Origin of the sequence: Bradyrhizobium sp. TM239 (genome assembly GCF_036247985.1) — a bacterium.
Lineage (GTDB): Bacteria > Pseudomonadota > Alphaproteobacteria > Rhizobiales > Xanthobacteraceae > Bradyrhizobium > Bradyrhizobium ottawaense.
Window position 1 is genome coordinate 25103 of record NZ_BTIR01000013.1, and the last position, 20310, is coordinate 45412.

Genomic DNA, 20310 nt, shown 5'->3' on the forward strand with positions numbered 1-20310 from the left:
TGCCCTAAACTTGCTCGATGACGATGCTGTTGATCTCGTTCGCAACGTCGTCGAAGCGATCCGCCACCTTCTCGAGGTGGTCGTAGATCTCGACGCCGACGATGAAGTCCATCGCGCTGCCATCGCGATGCTTGAGGAACAGTTCCTTCAGCCCGATGTCGTGGAGATCGTCGACCCGGCCTTCCAGCTTCCCCAGCTCTTCCGTGATCGCGGTCAGCATGGCGACGTTCGGGCCGATCGATTGCATCAGCGGCAGCGCGCGGCCGACCAGATTGGCGCATTCGATCAGAAGCCCGCCGATCTCGCGCATCGGCGGCTCGAAGGTGCGGACCTCGAACAGCATCACCGCCTTGGCCGTCTGCTGCATCTGGTCGATGGCGTCGTCCATCGACGTGATCAGGTTCTTGATGTCGCCGCGGTCGAACGGGGTGATAAAGGTGCGGCGCACCGCCGTCAGCACCTCGCGGGTGATGTTGTCGGCGTCGTTCTCGAACTGGTTGACGCGCTGGCAATAGACCGGCGTCTCCTCGCCCCCGTTCAGCATGCCCTGGAGCGCGATGGAGCCCTGGATCACCGTCTGGGCATGCCGGTCGAACAGGTCAAAGAACCGTTCTTCCTTGGGCAGGAAAGCACGAAACCATCGCATCATGGGGGTAGGTTACCGGTTGGAAATGGCCCGGCCCCGTCAGGGCCGTCATGAAACTGTCATAGACCATTTTCGATCCGCGCGCGTGTCATCTCGCGCGCGCGGAGCCGGATCATCCACCGCTTTCAAGCGGCCGGGAAATCGTTTTTGAATCAGTTAGTTAGAGCGATCGCCGGAAGTAATGCGCGATTTCGCCGATGACGCCGCGGCGGAAGGTAAGCACGCAGACCACGAAGATCGAGCCCTGGATCACCGTCACCCACTGGCCGAAGCCGGCGAGATATTGCTGCATGGCGATGATTGCGAAGGCACCGACCACGGGGCCGAAGATGGTTCCGAGGCCGCCAACCAGCGTCATCAGCACGACCTCGCCCGACATCGACCAATGGACGTCGGTGAGCGAGGCGTTCTGCGCCACGAACACCTTCAGCGCACCGGCAAAACCGGCCAGAGTTCCCGACAGCACGAAGGCCAGGAACTTGTACTGGTCGGTCCGGTAGCCGAGCGAAATCGCCCGCGGCTCATTCTCCCGGATCGCCTTCAGCACCTCGCCGAATGGCGAGTTGATGACACGGAAGATCAGCAGGAAGCCGGCGAGGAACCCGACCAGCACGACGTAATAGAGCACCGTCGGCTTGGAAAGATCGAACACGCCGAACATGTGTCCCTGCGGGATGCCCTGGATGCCGTCCTCGCCGTGGGTGAACGGGGCCTGGAGGTAGATGAAGTACAGCAGCTGCGACAGCGCCAGCGTGATCATCGAAAAATAGATGCCCTGGCGGCGGATCGAGATATAGCCGGTGATGAGCGAGAGCACGAAAGCCGCGGCGATGCCGACGAGGATGCCGAGCTCGGGCGGCAGCGCCCACACTTTCAGCGCATGCGCGCAGCAATAGCCGGCGGTCCCCAGGAACATGGCGTGGCCGAACGACAGCAGGCCGCCATAGCCGATCAGCAGATTGAAAGCGCAGGCGAGCAGCGCAAAGCACAGCGCCTGCATCACGAAGAACGGGTAGACGCCGGTGAATGGCACTGATGCCAGCAGCAGCGCCATCACTACGAAAGCGATCATCTCGTCGCGCATCGCGCGAGGGGTCACCGGCAGCGTGTCGTCCGTCAGGGTTGTCATATCAGGCCGCCCTTCCCGTCAATCCCGTTGGCTTCACCAGGAGCACCAGCACCATCAGCACGAACACGACGGTGTTGGAGGCCTCGGGGTAGAAATACTTGGTCAGCCCCTCGATCACGCCCAGCGCGAAGCCGGTGATGATGGAGCCCATGATCGATCCCATGCCGCCGATCACGACCACCGCGAACACGACGATGATGAGGTCGGCGCCCATCAGCGGCCGCACCTGGTTGATCGGCGCCGAGAGCACGCCCGCGAGCGCGGCAAGACCGACGCCGAGACCATAGGTCAGCGTGATCATGCGCGGCACGTTGATGCCGAAGGCGCGCACCAGCGTCGGATTTTCGGTGGCGGCGCGCAGGTAAGCGCCGAGCTGGGTCTTCTCGATCAGGAACCAGGTCGCCAGGCACACGACCAGCGAGAACACGACCACCCAGCCGCGATAGATCGGCAAGAACATGAAGCCCAGATTCATGCCGCCCCTGAGCTGGTCCGGAATGGCGTAAGGCAGCCCGGAGGAGCCGAAATAGTTCTGGAACAAGCCCTGCACGATCAGCGCGATGCCGAAGGTGAGAAGCAGACCGTAGAGATGGTCGAGCCCCGTCAGCCATTGCAGCATGGTCCTTTCCAGGATCATGCCGAAGATGCCGACGATCACGGGTGCGATCAGCAGCGCCCACCAGTAGTTGATGCCGCCGAGGCTCAACAGGAAATAGGCGACGAAGGCGCCCATCATGTAGAGCGCGCCATGGGCGAAATTGATGATGTTGAGCATGCCGAAGATCACGGCAAGCCCGAGACTGAGCAGCGCGTAGAACGAGCCGTTGATCAGTCCCACCAGTAGCTGAGCGTAAAGAGCCTGCATCGATCAATCTCGTACCCGGTCTCGTGCCATTTCACTCTGCTGCGCCGAGGGGCGCGGCAGGTCTCACTTCTTCACCAGCGGACAGGCGCTTTCCGACAGCGGCCGGAAGGCCTGGTCAGCCGGGGTCGTGCCGACCAGCTTGTAATAGTCCCAGGGCCCCTTGGATTCCTCGGGCTTCTTCACCTCGAAGAGATAGGCCGGATGCAGCTTGCGGCCGTCGGCGCGGATCGAGCCCTGGCCGAACAGCGGGTCGTCGGTCGGCATCTCCTTCATCTTGGCGACCACCTTGGCGCCGTCATGCGGATTGCCGCCCATGGCTTCCAGCGCCTTGAAATAATGCAGCAGGCCCGAATAGACGCCGGCCTGCACCATCGAGGGCATCGCCTTGTTCTTCATGCGCTCGGAGAAGCGCTTGGAGAACGCGCGGGTGCCATCGTTCATGTCCCAATAGAAGGTCTCGGTGAAGTTCAGCCCCTGCGCCACCTTCAGGCCGAGCGCGTGAACGTCGGTGATGAAGAGAAGCAGGCCCGCCAGCTTCTGCCCGCCCGCGACGATGCCGAATTCCGCGGCCTGCTTGATGGTGTTGGTGGTGTCGCCGCCGGCATTGGCCATGCCGACGATCTTGGCCTTCGAGGCCTGCGCCTGGAGCAGGAACGAGGAGAAGTCGGCGGTGTTGAGCGGGTGCCTGACAGTGCCGATCACCTTGCCGCCCGACTTGACCACGACCGCCGTGGTGTCGCGCTCGAGCGCGTGACCGAAGGCGTAGTCGGCGGTGAGGAAGTACCAGGTGTCGCCGCCGGCCTTCACCAGCGCCTGCCCGGTGCTGTTGGCCAGCATGTAGGTGTCATAGACCCAGTGAACGGTGTTCGGCGTGCACTGCGCGTTGGTGAGGTCCGAGGTCGCCGCGCCCGTGTCGATCAGGATCGAGTTCTTCTCCTTGACGACGTTGTTGACCGCCAGCGCCACGCCGGAGTTCAGTACGTCCATGAAGATGTCGACCTTCTCGACGTCGATCCACTGTCGCGCAATCGTGCTGCCGATGTCAGGCTTGTTCTGGTGGTCGGCGGAGATCAAGTCCAGCTTCCAGCCCTTGGCCGCGAGCCCGGAATCTTCGATCGCCATTTGCGCCGCCACGGTCGAGCCGGGACCGCCGAGGTCGGCATACAGTCCCGAATTGTCCGTGAGCACGCCGATCTTGACGTTCTTGTCCTGCGCGGCCGCGCCGCCCGCCGTGCCCAAGGCCAACGCCGCACCAAGCAACATGGCCGAAATGCTATGCTTCATGATCCGCTCCCAATATTCCTTCAGCAGTTATACGTAACGACCAGTCGGCCTGCGCCGCTCAGACGCCGAGATAGGTGTGGAGCTTGTCCATGTTGGCGGCAAGCTCCGCATTGGAAAATCCGTCAATGATCTTGCCGTGCTCGACCACGTAGTAGCGGTCGGCGACGGTGGACGCGAAGCGGAAATTCTGCTCGACCAGGAGGATCGTGAAACCTTCCTTCTTGAGCCGCGCAATGGTGTGGCCGATCTGCTGGATGATGACCGGCGCAAGGCCCTCGGTCGGCTCGTCCAGCATCAGGAAGCTCGCGCCGGTGCGCAGGATGCGCGCGATCGCGAGCATCTGCTGCTCGCCGCCGGACAGCTTGGTGCCCTGGCTGTTGAGCCGCTCCTTCAGGTTCGGAAACAGGTCAAAGATCTGCTCGAGTGGCAGCCCGCCTGCGCGGACCACCGGCGGCAGCATCAAATTCTCCCGCACGTCGAGACTGGAGAATATGCCCCGCTCTTCCGGGCAGAATGCGATGCCCATGCGCGCGATCTTGTCGGAGGTCGCGCGGATGATCTCCTGGTTGTTGAACTTCACCGAGCCGGTACGCTTGCCGATGATGCCCATGATCGATTTCAGCGTGGTCGTCTTGCCGGCGCCGTTACGCCCGAGCAGGGTGACGACCTCGCCCGCGTTCACGTCGAAGTTGATCCCGTGCAGGATGTGGGACTCGCCGTACCAGGCCTCCAGGTTGCGGATTTGAAGGATGTTTCCGCCGGTCGCAGCCTTGGCCGGAGCCTCGGCGATCGCAGTGTCAGGCATGACCGGCTCCCAGATAGGCTTCCTTGACGCGCTCGTCCTTGGTGAGCTCGCTGTAATGGCCCTGCGCGAGCACCTGCCCGCGCGTCAGCACGGTGATGATGTCGGACAGGTTGGCCACGACGCTTAAGTTATGCTCCACCATCAGGATGGTGTATTTCGCCGAGATGCGCTTGATCAGCGCCGCGATCTTGTCGATGTCCTCGTGGCCCATGCCGGCCATCGGCTCGTCCAGCAGCATCATCTCCGGGTCGAGCGCGAGCGTGGTTGCGATCTCGAGTGCACGCTTGCGCCCGTAGGGCATTTCGACCGCGGGCGTGTTGGCAAACTCGTTGAGGCCGACATCGTTCAACAATTCGCGCGCGCGATCGTTGAAGCGGTTGAGCACCGACTTGGAGCGCCAGAAATCGAATGAAGATCCGTGCTGGCGCTGAAGCGCAACACGGACGTTTTCCAGTGCCGTGAGATGCGGAAACACCGCCGAAATCTGGAACGAACGAACCAGCCCCATGCGGGCCACGTCGGCCGGCGCCATCGCGGTGATGTCCTGCCCCTTGTAGAGGATTTTTCCGGCAGACGGTTTGAGGAACTTGGTCAGAAGATTGAAGCAGGTCGTCTTGCCGGCCCCGTTCGGGCCGATCAACGCATGAATGCTCCCACGGCGAACCTTGAGCGCAACGTCGCGGACGGCGAAGAAGCCCGCGAACTCCTTGGTCAAGCCTTCCGTTTCGAGAATGAACTCATCGGCCAAACAGATTTCCCCCTGCCCGCGCCAGCCGCGTGGCTATCCTTGTTGCTTCGGCTTTCCGGAGGCCCTGAAGCCCATCCGGAACGCCGCCTCCGGGCGCGGAATATGCCGGAGGTGACGGGGGTTAGGCAAGGCGGAAAGCTGAGCAGATCAGGTCTCCGGCCGGGATATAAATGCTCCCTTAGTCGGAGATGTTTTGATGTCGTGCCTGCCCGGCCTCCCGGTTCGCAAGGCACCGGTCATCAAGCCGTCGTTAACGGTCTTTGGTCCGGCGCGCCAGCCTTCATAGAAAATTTTCCCGCAGGCGGCATCATGTGCGGGTTTTGACGTTCCGGGATTATTGTTTTGGATTTCGCAAGCGCCGCTCCTTCCGTCGTCAAGTCGATCAGGCAGCGTGATCTCCTGAACACGTGGCTGCGACTTTATGCGCGCCAGCAGATCGCGCCGGCGGTCTGGGAATATCAGCCTGCGCGGCTCGAGGAAGAGCTGTCCGATCTCATCTATTATACGGTGGACGCTTCGACGCCGGCGCCGCGCCTCACCATCCAGAGCGAAAACACGCGCATCTCCCGCGCCTATGGACATACCGGCAAGGGCGTTCTGCTCGACGACTATCTCGGGCCGCGACTCGCCCCCTTCGTGATGCCGGTTTATTTTGAATGCGTGGCGCGTGGGCTGCCCGTCTACAGCGTTGCCGACGTCGACGACATCTACGGACGCATCGTCGCGTATGAACGGCTGCTGCTGCCTTTCCAGACCGACGGCAAGGTCTGCCACGTCATCGCCTCGGTCAAGACCTTCTGCGAGGACGGCGGCTTCGAGATCAAGAATCTGATGCGCGGAAATGACGCGCTGCCGCGCCCGAAACTGCGTGCCGTGATCGATCGCGATCTCTTCCATCGCGCGCCTGGCCGCATCGCGACGGCCGACGTCGTCGAGTTCGCGGACCAGCCGGCTCCCGGCGTCACCAACGAGATTATCGAGCTGAACTAGTCTCTAACGCGTCTTGGCGCCGACTTCCTTGGCATAGATGTCCGGCTTGAAGCCGACCAGCAGCTTGCCGCCGATCTCCAGCACCGGCCGCTTGATCATCGATGGTTGCGCTAGCATCAGCGCCAGCGCCTTCTTCTCGGTGACGCCTGCCTTGTCGGAATCGGGCAGCTTCCTGAACGTCGTGCCGGCGCGATTGAGCAGCGTCTCCCAGCCAACCTTGTCGCTCCACTGCTTGAGCTTGTCCTTGTCCACGCCCGCCGTCTTGTAGTCGTGGAATTCATACGCGAAGCCATGGGAGTCGAGCCAGGCGCGCGCCTTCTTCATGGTGTCGCAGTTCTTGATGCCGTAGATGGTGTTGGGCAAGATGTTCCTCGCGCATGGCGTACGTGATGTTCGCAGCGTTGTACGAAACTCCGCCCCGCGCGACAATATTGCGAACGACGCCAACTCGCCGAACGGACATCCCATGCACGTCACCCACGATCCCGCAGCCGCCGCCACGCCGACCATCGACTTCAACAGCTTCCTCGCGGTCGATATCCGCGTCGGCACCATCGTCGACGCAAAACCGTTTCCGGAGGCGCGCAAGCCGGCCTTTCGGCTGTGGATCGACTTCGGCCCGGTGATCGGCGTGCGCAAGAGCTCGGCGCAGATCACCGAGAACCATCCGCTCGAGACGCTGGTAGGACAACAGGTCGCGGCCGTCGTCAATTTCCCGCCGCGCCAGATCGGACCTGTCATCTCGGAGGTGCTGACGCTCGGCTTCCCCGATGCCGACGGCAAGGTCGTGCTGATGCAGCCGAGCAAGCCGGTGCCGAACGGCGGACGGCTGTTCTAGCCGCGCGCGATCGAGCGCAGCGTCGCCTCTGGCCAGGCATTCGCAACCACATCCTCCTCCTCCTTCCCAGCCCCGGGCCGGCCAGACTTGACCAAAATCCTCCTCTGCAATAAAATGACTGACTGATCGTTTTTTATATTGATCTGCTTGCCGCAAGGTTGACTGGAACGGACGGTAAAATGATCGATCTGTCAGTTATTTGAGGACGGCCAGATGCCCAAGATCAGCGACAAGCAGCGCGAAAGCCGGCGGCAGCAAATTCTCGAAGCCGCCCTCGCCTGCTTCTCCGAAGACGGTTTTCACCAGACCGGCATGGCCGACATCGTGAAGCGGTCCGGACTGAGCCACGGCGCGGTCTATCTCTACTTCCAGAGCAAGGACGATCTGATCGAGGCGCTCGCCGACGACCGGCATCGCCGCGAAGCCGTGCTCAATTCGGTCGCGCAAGGATCCGGCGATCCGATCGAAGGACTTCACGCGCTGATCCGTGTCTACGCGCAATGGCTGACCGACCCCGCCGGCGAACCGCGCCGCCGTGTCGGGGTTCACGGCTGGGCCGAAGCCCTGCGCAATCGCCGCGTCCGCACCAGCGTCGTCGAGGGCATCGACATGCCGCGCGCTCTGATCGTGGCGCTGGTCGAGCGCGGCCAGCACGACGGCCTCATCAGGCGCGACCTCGGTGCGGAAGCGATCGCGCGCGTGCTGATCGCGATCTTCCAGGGTTTTGTCCTGCAAAAATGCTGGGGCGACGCATTCGACGTCGAGGCCTGCATGGCGGCCGTGGCCGGGGTGATCGACGGCTTTCGTACGACCAGGCCCGGCCTCAAGCGGCGAAGCAGGACGTAAGCGATGTCAGGGATCCACGACCTGCTTGCCGGCGCCGGTGTCGGCCTGGTCAGCGGATTGACGTCGGGCTTGATGGGAACGAGCCCGGGTGGCGGGCTCGTGATCTTCAGCGTGCTGCTGCTCGGCGCTGAACAGCACGTCGCGCAAGGGACGTCGCTGATCACACAGGTCCCGCCGACGGGCCTCGCCGGCGCCCGCCGCTACTGGCAGAGCGGCAATCGCAGCCCCTGGCCGTGGATCGTCTGGATCGGCATCGGATTTCTGGTCGGCGGCGCCGGTGGAGGCTACGCCGCGGCGGCGGTTTCCGACCAGGCCTTGCAATGGACTTACGTCGTCTATCTCGTCGCGTTGATCGCCCTGCTGATCCTGCGCCGCGATCGCAAGGATTTCAGCCACGAATCCGGCGACCGGGACCAACTGCCGAGGCTGCCGCTGCTCCTCATCGGCCTGCTTGCCGGATTTTCCTCCGGCTTCATGGGTATCGGCGGGGGCCTGGCGATCACGGTCGGCCTTGCTGCGGGCCTGCGCGTGCCGCAGCATCAGGCGCAGCTCGTCAGCCTCGTCTTCTCGGTCATCCCGACCAACCTGCCGGCGGCCTGGATCTACTGGAGCAAGGGCCTGATGGTCGGCTGGCCGGCCATCATCGGCATACTGGCCGGCCTATGGATCGGCACGGATCTCGGCGCACGCATGGCCAATGGCGTCAGCAGATCGGTGCTGCGCCGGGTCATGATCGCCTTCGTCTCGCTGATGGCGCTCTACATGACGTACAAGGCACTGACCTGATCTTACGGCCGCTGCGGAATGTTCAGCCCCCGCTGCACCGCCGGACGCGCCAGTCCGCGTTCGAGCCAGGCACCGACCGATTTGAACTGGGTGAATTCGACGAGATCGCCGGCACCGTAGAAGCCGATGAGATTGCGGACCCAGCCGAGCATGGAGATGTCGGCAATGGTGTAGTCGTCATCCATGAACCATTGCCGGCCCGAAAGGTGCGCCTCCATCACGCCGAGCAGGCGCTTGGCTTCGGCGACGTAGCGGTCGCGGGGCCGCTTGTCCTCAAAATCCTTGCCGGCGAATTTGTGGAAGAAGCCGACCTGGCCGAACATCGGCCCGATGCCGCCCATCTGGAAGTGCACCCACTGGATGGTCTGGTAGCGGCGCGCGGCATCCTCGGGCAGAAGCTTGCCGGTCTTTTCGGCGAGATACTGCAGGATCGCCCCGGACTCGAACAGCGGCAGCGGCCTGCCGCCGGGACCGTTGGGGTCGAGGATCGCCGGGATCTTGCCGTTCGGATTGAGCGAGAGGAATTCAGCCGTCTTCTGGTCGTCCTTGCCGAAATCGACGAGATGGACCTCGTACGGAAGTCCGATCTCCTCCAGCATGATCGAGACCTTGACGCCGTTCGGCGTCGGCAGCGAATAGAGCTGGAGCAACTCGGGATGTTTGGCCGGCCAGCGTTTGGTGACGGGAAAGGCGGACAGATCAGACATCGGGACTCCAGCTTCGTTCATGCGATGCCGCCTAATCTAGGCGAGCAGACGAACGACGCAAGGTCGAGCGGTCACATCATTTCCCGCACGGGGATGAGATCACAAGGGCCGCAGCAAATGACTGGTGGCGTAAATCACATCGCGCTGTGCGCGCTGCTTGATGAAGAGCTGTCCGGTGACGAGCAACGCGCCGGTGAAGACGAGCGCAAGCATTGCGGTCGCGAATTGACTGACATCCCTCATCGCACGAGCTTCTCTGTCGTCGGTCCGCACGGGGAACGCGGACCGGCCATCGACAGTTCCTGCATAGGTCAAATAAATTGCCACCTTTTCCCGACTTCCATCTCATCGGCCGGCAGCCTCAATAGTTGATCTCCATACGCAGTCCGCGCGGATCGGTCTCCTCCCCGCCGACACGTTGCGTGCTGTCGCGTGCCGCGATGGCGCAGGCACAGGCGTCGATGAGATCGTCGCGGCCGATGCCGGTGCCATGTCGCTGCGTCAGCCATTTCGGCAAGCGCGTAAAGCCGTGTTGCGCCAGCAGCGCGACGCGTTGCTCGCGGCCGAGCACGGATGCCTTCTTCGCAAGCCGGACTCGCCCTGCGAGATTCCAGAAAATCAATTCCGGATGTGCTTCGCCGATCGTCGCCTGCCGCGCCGGCGTCATGATCTCGTCGACGTCCCTGATCTTGTCTCTGATGTTCCAGAGCTGCGCCGAGACGCCCCGGCCGTTGCCTTCGTGCTCCCAGTAATACCGATTGGCTGATGTCATGTCGGGAAATCGCCAGAGGTCACGTCGCGCGCCGAGAAACACGGCGGGACCGACCAGCTCACGCGCGCGCAAGTCGCAAATGCGATACCCGCTCGCCTTCAATCCGATCGGCATGTCGATCATCGCGCGCGCATGCGGCATCGCGAGCAAGCGCGTCAGGCCCGGCGAATAGTCGAAGCCATGATCACCGCGCTCGTCGATCCAGGCCGCGACCCAGCCGTAGCGAAATCCGTCGAGGCCGAGATATCTATTCACGCGCGCGACCCCGCCGCTGCCGACGTTCGTTCATCCCATGCCGCTGCCTCGATGTTGCTCGAACAGCGCGCACGTTTCATCTCGTCAGATATTCGCGCATCAGGGCGCGGGCGCGATGCAGGCGGGCCTTCACGGTCTGCCTGGACGCGCCGAGCGCGGTCGCGATTTCCTCGATGGTCATTTCCTTGACGTCGCGCATCAGCGCGACATCGCGATAGTGCGGCGGCAACGCCTCGAAGGCCGCGGCCACGTCGAGCCGCAGATCGGCTTCGGGGCGCGTCAGCAGCAGCGCTTCCGCCTCGCTCTCATCGATAGGCCGCGCGAGGCCCGCTTTGCGCGCCAACCGCAGGCATTCGCGGCGGACCACGCTGAACAGCCAGGCCGAAAACGCCAGCAGCGAGCGGATCGTCCCGACATGACGGAACAGGATCCACAGCGCCTCCTGCGTCGCATCCTCGGCATCCGCCGAGCTGCGGCAGGTTGCGCGGGCGTAGCGGCGGATATTCGGCTGCGCCGTCTCGAGCAGCGAGGCGATCGCCTTGGGATCGCCGAGCCGCGCCGCTTCGAACAGCTTCGGCGAGATCGCCGCCGCGCTCACGACGCCCCTCCTTGCCCGATCCCCGCGATCGCGCACATCGGGCAATAGCCGATGAAGCCGGTCAGCGCGACCCCTGCGCCGCCCAGCGCAACCAGCCACGCCGTCGCGCCGGCCAGATAAACGAACGCCGCGACCACCACCGCGACACCCGAGGCGATCCGCACCATCTGGTGCAGGCCGCCGATGTTCTTCCTGTAAAATGCCATTGCATCCTCCGAGATGAGCCGAGGCTGAATGCCTCGACCATCAAGAGGGCGCGCCGGCCGGAAAGGATTCGCGGGGCGCACAATTTTTTTCGCGGGTCAGCCTCCGACGGCCTGATAGGCCAGGCGCTTGAACTCGAAGAAGAACGGATTCCAGAAGCCCATGTAACGCTGGGCCATCAAGACCCCCGCGGTATTGGCCTGCGGGCAGATCCACCAATGGGTACCGGCAAGTCCGCCCCACTGGAATTCGCCGATGGAGTTGGGCGGATCAAACGGCGTCGGCGCGAAGGTAACCGCGCCGCCGAGCCCAAAACCCTTGCCGGGGATCGGACCGAGATTGGCAAAACGGATGGTTTGCCCAGCGGGCAGCTGGTTCGTCATCATCTGCCGCAGCGTCTCCGGCTTCAGCAGCGCATCCGAACCCGGCAGCAGCGCGCGGACCAGCGCGAGCATGTCGGGCAAGGTCGAGACCAGACCGCCGCCGCCCGACAACCGCGGGAACGGCCGCCGATAGGCTTGCGGAAACGGCAGATTGTCGGCCCGCGTGAGGCCGGGCTTCATCGGATCGAGCACGTCGGCGCCATTGTAGAGTGCAACCAGCCTGCCCTGCTGCGCGTCCGGAACGTGAAAGCCGGTATCGGTCATGCCGAGCGGATCGAAGATGCGCGCCTTGAGGAAGGCATCGAGCGCCTGGCCGGAGACGACCTCCACGATACGGCCGAGCACGTCGGTGGCCACCGAATATTCCCAACCGCTGCCTGGATGATAGGACAGCGGCAGATCGGCAAGCTTGTCGATCATGTCAGATAGCGGTGTCAGCGGATTGAGCACGCGCGCCTCGTTGTATCCCTTGAACAGCACCGTGCCGGGATCGAAGATGCCGTAGCTGAGGCCGGAGGTGTGCGTCAGGAGCTGGCGGATCGTGATCGGGCTCTTCGCCGGCTCGACGTCGGCAAGGCTCGAAGCGCCCGGCTTCAGCACCTTGCGGCCAGCGAGCTGCGGCAGGAATTTCTCGATGGGGTCATCGAGCCCGATGCGACCTTGCTCGACCAGCAGCATGATCGCGCAGGTGACGAAAATCTTGGTATTGGAGAACGCGCGGAAGATATGGTCGGGACGAAGCGCGGTCTTGGCTTCGCGGTCGGCAAAGCCGACGCATTGCTGGTCGACCACCTCGCCCCCGCGCAGCACGGCCCAGGATGCGCCCGGAATGATTTCCTGATCGACGTAGCGCTGCATCGCCGTCCGTGCGGCGGAAAAATCGGTCGTTCTGGCGTCCATGTGCTTCCCCCAAATTGTGGTTGGGACGGATATAGCGAAAATCGGCAGGAAATGAAGGGCGCCCCCGAGGGCGCCTATTGCTGCTTCATGAACGCTGTGACATGCAGGCAGCGGCGGATGCGCATGCCCTGCCGCTGGTACAGCGCGATCGCCGACGCGTTGCTCGAAAACACGTGCAGGAACGGAATTTCCCCGCGCGCCTCGATCCCGCGCGCGACGGCCGCAAGCAGCACCTGCGCATAGCCGCGGCCGCGATAGTCGGGATGCACGCACACGGCCGTCATCTCGGTGAACTTGCCCGGCTTCATGCGCTCGCCGGTCATCGCGACCAATTCTTCCCCGGCGCGAATGCCGAGGAACGTGCCGAGCTCATGGGTGCGCCGCGCGAACGGACCGGGCTTCGTCAGCTCCGTCAATGCCATCATGGCAGGGACATCGTCGGCCCCCAGCGTGACGATCTCGGCGTCGCGGAGCGGACTGGCCGCGGGCGAGCCGATCATCTGCTCGCAAGGCCCGGCGATCACGACCTTGAAACCGGCGGGGACGTCGACCGGATCCGGCGTGAACAATGCGGCGACCTGCGAGCTCGACAGCAGATCACCGAGCGCGGCAAAGCTTGCCGCGGACATGTCGACCATGTCGGCAAACGGCGTCATACCGACGGGATACCGTAGCGCCCGCGGCCCGCCCTCGGCCAGATGCTTGTGGCTGGTCGTCAGCGCGCTCCAGATCGGACGATCCAGCAGCGCCTCATCGCTGTCGGACACCGGCCTAGTCCTTGTCGAAGCTGACGATGACGGCAGCATTGGCGATGAGGATGGGATCGTTGGCCACTTCGGTCGCCGAGGGAATTTCCAGCCCACCCTTGACCGCCGTGACGGTGACGGTGCCGTAAGGCAGCTCCTTGGCAACGGCCTCCTTGTCGACGGCTTCCGGATTCGGCACTGCGATCGTGACGTCGACGAACATGTCGTTCGCGGTCTTGCCGATCATCCGGAAGAAGCCGAGGCTCGAATGCCTGATGGCATCCGACACCGCGCGCTTGGCCGCCTTGGTGGCGTCCCTGCCGTGGACATCGACGCCCATGCCCATCTCGGTGACGCAACGAACACGAGTCATTTTGTTGTCCTGTGCTTGTTCGGTATTTGGGAGTGTGGGTGATCGAGTCTCTCCAGACAAGCCCCTCTCGTGTCCCGGACGCGCTGCAACGCTTTTGCGTTGCTGCGCAGAGCCGGGACCCAGGAGGCCGCGAAGGTGGCTGACGCATGGGCCCCGGCTCTGCAGCGCAATGCTGAAGAAGCGCTGCGCTGCGTCCGGGGCACGAGACCAAACATCACGCCTTCGCCTTCTCGTGCGCCCGCAGCTCGTCCACGAGCACCCGCACGTTCTCCGAATAGTCGATCGGGATCACGACCAGATGCACGCCGCCCTCCTTGAACGCGGCATCCAGCGTCGGGCCAAAGCTGTCGATGCTCTCGATCCGATGCCCCTTCGCCCCGTAGGCCTTCGCGTAGAGAACGAAATCGGGATTGCCAAAGGTCATGCCGTAATCGGCGAAATGATCGACGGCCTGCTTCCAGCGGATCATGCCGTAGGCCCCGTCCTCCAGCACCAGCACGACGAGGTTGAGCTTGAGGCGGACGGCGGTCTCCATCTCCTGGCTGTTCATCATGAAGCCGCCGTCGCCGGCGACCGCGAGCACGCGGCGGTCGGGATAGAGCATCGCGGCCATCATCCCCGACGGCAGGCCGGCGCCCATCGTCGCCAGCGCATTGTCGAGCAGCAGCGTGTTGGCGAGGCGGGTGCGGTAGTTGCGCGCGAACCAGATCTTGTACATGCCGTTGTCGAGCGCGACGATGCCGTTCTCCGGGATCACCTGCCGGATGTCGTGCACGATCCGCTGCGGCGTCGGCGGCCAGCGCGCCTCGGTGGCGCGGTCGGCGATGTGCCCAAGGATTCCTTCGCGCAACGGCAGCAGCGCCGCAGCCTGCGGCAACTTGCCTTCGAGCCGGTCGGCGAGCAGCTCCAGGCTGGGGCCGACGTCGCCAATGACCTCCGCGTCCGGAAAATAGACCAGCTCGACGCTGGCCGAGGTGTAGCTGACGTGAATGACCTTCGGCCCTGACGGCCCCATGATGAAGGGCGGCTTCTCGACGGGGTCGTGACCGATCGCGATGATCAGGTCGGCGGCGTCGATGGCGTCGTGAACGTAGTCGCGTTCGGACAGCGCGGCCGTCCCCATGTAGAGATTGGTGCCGCCAGGCACGGTGCCCTTCCCCATCTGCGTCGTGAAGAACGGAATGCCGGTCCGCCGCACGAAGCTGGCGATGCCGTGGGTCGCGCGCGGCCGGCTGGTCGCGGCGCCCATCATGACCAGCGGATGTCTCGCCGACAGAATCATCTCGGCGGCGCGGTCGAGCGCGGCGCGATGGGCGACCGGGATTTCGATCGGATGGACCGGGATCACGGGAACGTCAGGCACTTCGTCACCCGCGATGTCCTCGGGCAATTCGAGATGCACCGGCCCCGGCCGCTCCTCCATGGCGACGCGAAAGGCATCGCGCACCACGGTCGGGATGCTGGAGGCGCTGACGATCTGCCGCGACAGTTTGGTCAGCGGTTTCATGGTCGCGACGACGTCCACGATCTGGAAGCGCGCCTGCCGGCTGCTCATGATCGGCTTCTGGCCGGTGATCAGGATCATCGGCATCGCACCAAGATGCGCATAGGCCGCGCCCGTGGACAAATTGAGCGCGCCGGGGCCGAGCGTCGAGAGACAAACGCCGGGCTTGCCGGTCAGCCGCCCATGCGTGGCGGCCATGAAGGCGGCGGCCTGCTCGTGACGGGTCAGGACCAACTCGATCTTGGAGGTGCGCAGCGATTCCACGAGATCGAGATTCTCCTCGCCCGGGACCCCGAAGATACGGTCGACGCCTTCGTTCTCCAACGCGGCGACAAACAGGTCCGATCCCTTCACCTTGCGCTCCTTTCCGCTCATGTCGCCTCCGCTTGTGCTCGCTCCCGTGTTCCACGGCAGTTGGCACATGGTAGCGACCTGCGGTCCCGGCACAACTCACAAAGGGCGGCACACGGCATCAACTTCGCCATTGCCGAGCGATACAATCGAGCGTCTGCCCGCGAGGCGCCAGCATGCACATTGCAAGCCGCGTGCAACCTGCTATCGCTCCGGCAATGACACCCAAATCCTTCGAAACCCGCTGCCTGCGCCTGCCCGCCGTCACCAAGGTTGTGCAGTGGGAGGGCACCTCCGTCTTCAAAATCGGCGGCAAGATGTTCGCGCTCGGCGGCGGCTTTGCCGCTGGTACCGGTGGCTACATGTTCAAGACCTCGGATATGGCCTATGCGATGCTGATCGAGCACGGCGTGGCGCGACCGGCGCCATACCTTGCGCGTGCCAAATGGGTGCAGCTCGTCAGCAACGGCGCGCTGCCCGACGCCGAGCTCACGGCCTATCTGACTGAGGCGCATGCGCTGATCGTGGCAAAGCTCACGCGGAAAACCCGCAAGGAACTTGGGCTCGCCCCGCCGGGGAGCGGCCGGCGCGATGATCACCGCGTGTAGCCAGCCGGCCACTCGCGGCAACATTGAGCTTTCATTCTTCCCCGATATACTGGCGGTCGTGGATTCGATTTAGGACATCGGCGTGGCGATTGATCTGAAGGCGGTCGAGCAACTCGCGACCGATCAATCCTCGCTCAAGGCCGCCGCCGGCCTTGCCAAGCCCGCCAAATGGTCCGGCGTCGGCGGCAGCCGCGATGGCGCGCTGATCTGGGGCGAATGCGCGGGCTCCGGCGCCAATCCGTACCGCGTGATGGCCGATCTGCGCGACCTCGGCAACAAGTGCACCTGCCCGTCGCGCAAATTCCCCTGCAAGCACGTGCTCGGCCTGCTGTGGCTGAATGCGGAAGCGGTGGTGCCGTTCACGCCCGCCGACACGCCGGCCTGGGTCAGCGATTGGCTGGGCCGCCGGCGCGGCACGTCCGCGGCAAAGCCTGCGACCAATGCGCCATCCGGCGGCGAGAAGGATCTGGGCGCCGCGCGCGCCGCCGAACCTGAGGTCGCCGACGACCCGAAGGACGTGGCCCGGCGCGAGGCCCAGGCGGCCAAGCGCAACGAGGAAACCGAGCGTGCCATTCTCGATGCGCTGGATGCGCTCGAGCAATGGATCGGCGACCAGCTTCGCATGGGGTTGTCGGGCTTCATCGACGACGCCACGGCACGGTGCCGGCGGATCGCGGCGCGGCTGGTCGACGGCAAGGCCGCGGCGCTCGCGGGCCGGGTCGACGAGCTGCCGTCCCGCCTCCTCGCCCTTTCTGCAGGTGATCGGCCGCGCGGCGCCGTGGTCGAGCTCGGCAAGCTGGTACTGCTCGCGCGCGCCTTCCGCGCCGCGCCGCGCAATACCGAGATCCGACGCGCGGTCGCCGCATCGGAGACGCGCGAGACCATGCTGGCCGACCCGCAGGCCTTGCGGATCGATGCACACTGGGAGGTGCTGGCCGAGCAGGTGCAGACGCGCCGCGACGGCCTGGTATCGCAGACCACATGGCTGCTCAACCTCGCCGAGGCCGGTCCGCGCTTTGCGATGCTGCTGGATTTTTTCCCGGCAAGCGCCGGACGGCGCGGTTCGGTGTTCACGCCCGGCGAGCGCTTTCACGGCGAGCTCGTCTTCTATCCGTCGGCGCAGCCGCTCCGCGCCCTGCTCGTCCGGCGCGACGCCGCACAGGAGATGCCGGCACCGGGATGGCCCGCGCCAGACGAAACACTTTCCGAGGCGTTGACGCGACCATTGCTGACAGAGCCCTGGGTGATCGACATTCCGCTGCTGCTGCCGCACGGGCGCATCGCGCGTGACGCTGCCGGACACACATGGTGGCGATCGGCCGATGGCCTCGCGACGCTGCCGGTGGCCTCCGAGGTCAATGGCATTCTGTGCGGCACCGATCTCGCGCGCACCGCCGCGATCTGGTCCGGCAATCGGCTCGCGATCCTCGCCGCGCAGACCCCTTGGGGGCGGATCGGCGGCCATGACTGAGGCAACCAGGGTCGAGACGATCCTTGATGCGATGGGTGCAGTCCTCACGCGCTGGACCATGGGATCCGCGGCCGCGCCCGCAGCCACGTTCTGGCGTACCGAGCTCGGCGACGATCCCGCCGAAGCGGAATTGCGGCTGCTGGCGCTTTCCGGCCAGTTTCTCGGCACCTCGGTAACGATGGAGCCGGCTTCAGTGCTCCGCGTCCTGCCCGATATCCCGACGCTTGCATTGCCGACGGTGCCCGAAGAGCTGCGTCCGCTCGTGCGTCGGATCCTCGCGGCGAAGAAGCAGGCGCACGCCGGGGCCGAACTCGTCCACTTCCTCGCGGCGCGCGGCTGGACAACGCATCCGGCCGACTGGATGCCCGCAGCCGACGATGACGACGCGCCGGACGTCTATGCCAGCTGGCGCGACTGGGCGACGATTGCGGACTCCGACGGCGCCGCCCGGCGGCAAACCAACGACAGCCTCACCGCCGAGAACTGGGACGATTTCTGGCCCGCTGCTCGCAAGGCGGCACTGGCCGAACTCAGGCGGCGCGACCCGTCCGCCGCACGCGGGGTGCTGGAGGCCAAGCTCGCGAGCGAGACTGCCGACACACGCTTGCGCCTGCTGTTGCTGCTGTCGGAGCGGCTATCCGACGACGACATCGCCTTTCTCGAGCGCATCGCGGCCGACGATCGCGCCCCCAAGGTCAAGGCGCTTGCCGTCTCGCTGCTCGCGCGTCTTGGCCGCGGCCCTGCGGCCGGCGAGGACGTCGCCGAGCTTGCCGGCTTCTTCTCGGTCAAGACCAAGGGGCTGCTACGCCGCTCGCGCGTGATCCAGGCCGAACCACTCAAGACGCCGGCGCAGATGCAGCGCCGCAAGGCGTTGTTCGACGGCGCCGACCTCGCTTCGTTTTCCGGCGCGCTGGGGCTTGCGCCGCAGGAGCTGATCGCCGCCTGGGACTGGAACGTGGACCATGCCGCCGACATGTCGCTGATCAACCTGATCGTCGCGACCGGGACGGATGCGCTGGTCGCGCAAGCGGCGGACGCCATCGGCGAACGCGATGCCACCGGCCTCGTTGCCGCGCTCGCGCCACGCCTTGCGCCCGCCGAACGCACGAGGCATGCCGAGGCGGCACTGCGCACCCACGGCATCAGTTTCGAGCTGGCCCGACAGCTCGCAGGCGCAGCGGCACGGCTGGACGATCCGCTCTCCGCGCCCGCCGGCAAGACCCTGCTCGCCGCTCTTCATCGCGATGACGCGAGGCCCGGCGATCAGGTCTCGGAGCTTCACGCACTGGGTCTCATCGCCTCGCGCGACGGCGCGCAACGATCACTGCAACGACTGACGGCTGCGGGCCTCCTGCAAGGAGACCCGCGCCTCGACATGCTGCGGCTCAACGCCGCGTTGGACGACAACGGAGCGAAACCATGAGCGAGAAACTGCGCTTGCCCGCCGAGGACAGCTATGCCGCCGAATTGAAGGCGCTTGCCGCGGGCGACGGGCATCGTCCGCCGGGCTGGGCGCTCTCGCCGCGGCAAGTGGTGACTTACCTCATGGGCGGAAAGGCCGCCGACGGGAGCGTGATCACGCCGAAATATGTCGGAGACAAGCGGCTGATCGAGACCGCCGTCGCGACACTGGCGACCGATCGCGCATTATTGCTGCTGGGCGTGCCCGGCACCGCCAAATCGTGGGTCTCCGAGCATCTCGCCGCGGGCATCACCGGCGACTCCACGCTCGTGATCCAGTGCACGGCCGGGACCGACGAGAACCAGATCCGCTACGGCTGGAACTATGCCCAATTGCTCGCCCACGGGCCGAGCCGCGAGGCGCTGGTCCCGACGCCGCTGATGCGTGCGATGGAGGGCGGCAAGCTCTGCCGTTTCGAGGAACTGACGCGGATGGGCAGCGACGTGCAGGACACGCTGATCACGGTCCTGTCGGAGAAGATGATGCCGGTCCCGGAGCTCAACACTGCCGTCTATGCCCAGCGCGGCTTCAACATCATCGCCACCGCCAACAACCGCGACAAGGGCGTCAACGAATTGTCGTCCGCGCTCAAGCGCCGCTTCAACGTCGTCGTGCTGCCCCTGCCCGACAGCGCCGAGGAGGAAGTGGCGATCATCGTCAAGCGTGTCGGCGAGATGGCGCAGAATCTCGATTTGCCGGCACCGAAGAACGTCGCCGACGAGGTCGCGCGCGTCGTCTCGATCTTCCGCGAGCTGCGCTCCGGGTCGACCGAGGACGGCAAGGTCGCGCTGAAGTCGCCCTCCGGCGGGCTGTCGACAGCCGAAGCGATCGCGGTGATGATCGGCGGCATCAGCCAGGCGACCTTCTTCAACGACGGCAAGCTGACGCCGGAGACGCTCGCCAGCAACATGATCGGTGCCGTCGTGAAGGATCCGGTGCAGGATACGGCCGTGCTCGGCGAATATCTCGAAACCGTGTTGAAGAAGCGGCGTGGCTTCGAAGGCTATTATGCTTCGCTGACCGACCGGATCTGACAGCG

Annotated in this window: 23 protein-coding genes; 8 read left to right on the forward strand and 15 right to left on the reverse strand. The window is 64.8% G+C overall.

The genetic code is table 11. The features are described from left to right. Positions 1-4: 4 nt before the first annotated feature. The 6 genes from AABA84_RS22680 to AABA84_RS22705 form a co-directional block, all read right to left on the reverse strand. On the reverse strand, positions 5-649 hold the full coding sequence (locus AABA84_RS22680) for a DUF47 domain-containing protein (protein ID WP_014495845.1): 645 nt from the start codon (positions 647-649) through the stop codon (positions 5-7). Between the two features lie 157 nt (positions 650-806). Beyond that, on the reverse strand, positions 807-1775 hold the full coding sequence (locus AABA84_RS22685) for a branched-chain amino acid ABC transporter permease (RefSeq protein WP_338313187.1): 969 nt from the start codon (positions 1773-1775) through the stop codon (positions 807-809). A 1-nt stretch (position 1776) separates the two neighbouring features. Continuing rightward, entirely contained in the window at positions 1777-2640 is an 864-nt protein-coding gene (locus AABA84_RS22690; protein WP_212246305.1) for a branched-chain amino acid ABC transporter permease, read from the reverse strand. A gap of 63 nt (positions 2641-2703) precedes the next feature. Continuing rightward, the gene (locus AABA84_RS22695) at positions 2704-3924 is read right to left on the reverse strand and encodes an ABC transporter substrate-binding protein (protein WP_338313190.1); all 1221 of its coding nucleotides are present in this window, start codon (positions 3922-3924) and stop codon (positions 2704-2706) included. A 58-nt stretch (positions 3925-3982) separates the two neighbouring features. Next, positions 3983-4729: an ABC transporter ATP-binding protein gene (locus tag AABA84_RS22700; RefSeq protein ID WP_212246312.1), complete on the reverse strand. Its 747-nt coding sequence runs from the start codon at positions 4727-4729 to the stop codon at positions 3983-3985. After that, entirely contained in the window at positions 4722-5477 is a 756-nt protein-coding gene (locus AABA84_RS22705; protein WP_018317619.1) for an ABC transporter ATP-binding protein, read from the reverse strand. The genes AABA84_RS22700 and AABA84_RS22705 overlap by 8 nt, the downstream gene beginning before the upstream one ends. Positions 5478-5819: 342 nt before the next feature. Between AABA84_RS22705 and AABA84_RS22710 the strand changes: the two genes are divergently transcribed. Beyond that, on the forward strand, positions 5820-6467 hold the full coding sequence (locus AABA84_RS22710) for a hypothetical protein (protein ID WP_338313191.1): 648 nt from the start codon (positions 5820-5822) through the stop codon (positions 6465-6467). Between the two features lie 3 nt (positions 6468-6470). Here AABA84_RS22710 and AABA84_RS22715 read toward each other — a convergent pair whose 3' ends face one another. Next, positions 6471-6830, reverse strand: a complete 360-nt coding sequence (locus AABA84_RS22715) for an ArsC family reductase (protein WP_212246314.1) — start codon at positions 6828-6830, stop codon at positions 6471-6473. Positions 6831-6933: 103 nt separating this feature from the next. Between AABA84_RS22715 and AABA84_RS22720 the strand changes: the two genes are divergently transcribed. The 3 genes from AABA84_RS22720 to AABA84_RS22730 all read left to right on the forward strand — a co-directional run bounded on the left by AABA84_RS22720 (position 6934) and on the right by AABA84_RS22730 (position 8937). Beyond that, the gene (locus AABA84_RS22720; RefSeq protein WP_212246315.1) at positions 6934-7305 is read left to right on the forward strand and encodes a tRNA-binding protein; all 372 of its coding nucleotides are present in this window, start codon (positions 6934-6936) and stop codon (positions 7303-7305) included. 213 nt (positions 7306-7518) lie between these two features. Beyond that, a complete protein-coding gene (locus AABA84_RS22725; RefSeq protein WP_212246316.1) occupies positions 7519-8151 on the forward strand; it encodes a TetR/AcrR family transcriptional regulator in 633 nt (210 codons plus the stop codon). 3 nt (positions 8152-8154) lie between these two features. Next, positions 8155-8937, forward strand: coding sequence for a sulfite exporter TauE/SafE family protein (locus tag AABA84_RS22730; RefSeq protein ID WP_338313194.1), 783 nt, complete (start codon positions 8155-8157; stop codon positions 8935-8937). A gap of 2 nt (positions 8938-8939) precedes the next feature. Here the strand turns inward: AABA84_RS22730 and AABA84_RS22735 are convergent, their stop codons facing one another. The 8 genes from AABA84_RS22735 to AABA84_RS22770 form a co-directional block, all read right to left on the reverse strand. Continuing rightward, a complete protein-coding gene (locus tag AABA84_RS22735) occupies positions 8940-9644 on the reverse strand; it encodes a glutathione S-transferase family protein (protein ID WP_212246320.1) in 705 nt (234 codons plus the stop codon). Between the two features lie 361 nt (positions 9645-10005). Then, positions 10006-10671: a DUF429 domain-containing protein gene (locus AABA84_RS22740; RefSeq protein ID WP_338313196.1), complete on the reverse strand. Its 666-nt coding sequence runs from the start codon at positions 10669-10671 to the stop codon at positions 10006-10008. Between the two features lie 76 nt (positions 10672-10747). Beyond that, complete coding sequence (locus AABA84_RS22745; RefSeq protein ID WP_212246325.1) at positions 10748-11269, reverse strand: RNA polymerase sigma factor; 522 nt, start codon at positions 11267-11269, stop codon at positions 10748-10750. Further along, a complete protein-coding gene (locus tag AABA84_RS22750; protein ID WP_338306976.1) occupies positions 11266-11475 on the reverse strand; it encodes a YgaP family membrane protein in 210 nt (69 codons plus the stop codon). The genes AABA84_RS22745 and AABA84_RS22750 overlap by 4 nt, the downstream gene beginning before the upstream one ends. Before the next feature lie 96 nt (positions 11476-11571). Then, the gene (locus tag AABA84_RS22755; protein ID WP_338313198.1) at positions 11572-12756 is read right to left on the reverse strand and encodes a serine hydrolase domain-containing protein; all 1185 of its coding nucleotides are present in this window, start codon (positions 12754-12756) and stop codon (positions 11572-11574) included. 74 nt (positions 12757-12830) lie between these two features. After that, on the reverse strand, positions 12831-13523 hold the full coding sequence (locus tag AABA84_RS22760) for a GNAT family N-acetyltransferase (RefSeq protein ID WP_338313200.1): 693 nt from the start codon (positions 13521-13523) through the stop codon (positions 12831-12833). Between the two features lie 4 nt (positions 13524-13527). Then, entirely contained in the window at positions 13528-13875 is a 348-nt protein-coding gene (locus AABA84_RS22765) for a Lin0512 family protein (protein ID WP_026201886.1), read from the reverse strand. A 214-nt stretch (positions 13876-14089) separates the two neighbouring features. Further along, positions 14090-15754, reverse strand: a complete 1665-nt coding sequence (locus AABA84_RS22770) for an acetolactate synthase large subunit (RefSeq protein ID WP_338313202.1) — start codon at positions 15752-15754, stop codon at positions 14090-14092. A gap of 194 nt (positions 15755-15948) precedes the next feature. Here AABA84_RS22770 and AABA84_RS22775 point away from each other — a divergent pair, with 194 nt between their 5' ends. The 4 genes from AABA84_RS22775 to AABA84_RS22790 all read left to right on the forward strand — a co-directional run bounded on the left by AABA84_RS22775 (position 15949) and on the right by AABA84_RS22790 (position 20305). After that, positions 15949-16338 (forward strand): MmcQ/YjbR family DNA-binding protein, encoded by a 390-nt coding sequence (locus AABA84_RS22775; RefSeq protein ID WP_338313203.1) that lies wholly within the window; start codon positions 15949-15951, stop codon positions 16336-16338. Positions 16339-16420: 82 nt separating this feature from the next. After that, complete coding sequence (locus tag AABA84_RS22780; protein ID WP_338313204.1) at positions 16421-17809, forward strand: SWIM zinc finger family protein; 1389 nt, start codon at positions 16421-16423, stop codon at positions 17807-17809. A gap of 130 nt (positions 17810-17939) precedes the next feature. Further along, positions 17940-19232: a DUF5691 domain-containing protein gene (locus AABA84_RS22785; protein WP_338313206.1), complete on the forward strand. Its 1293-nt coding sequence runs from the start codon at positions 17940-17942 to the stop codon at positions 19230-19232. Then, a complete protein-coding gene (locus AABA84_RS22790) occupies positions 19229-20305 on the forward strand; it encodes an ATP-binding protein (RefSeq protein ID WP_212246341.1) in 1077 nt (358 codons plus the stop codon). Before AABA84_RS22785 ends, AABA84_RS22790 begins: the two co-directional genes overlap by 4 nt. Positions 20306-20310: the final 5 nt, after the last annotated feature.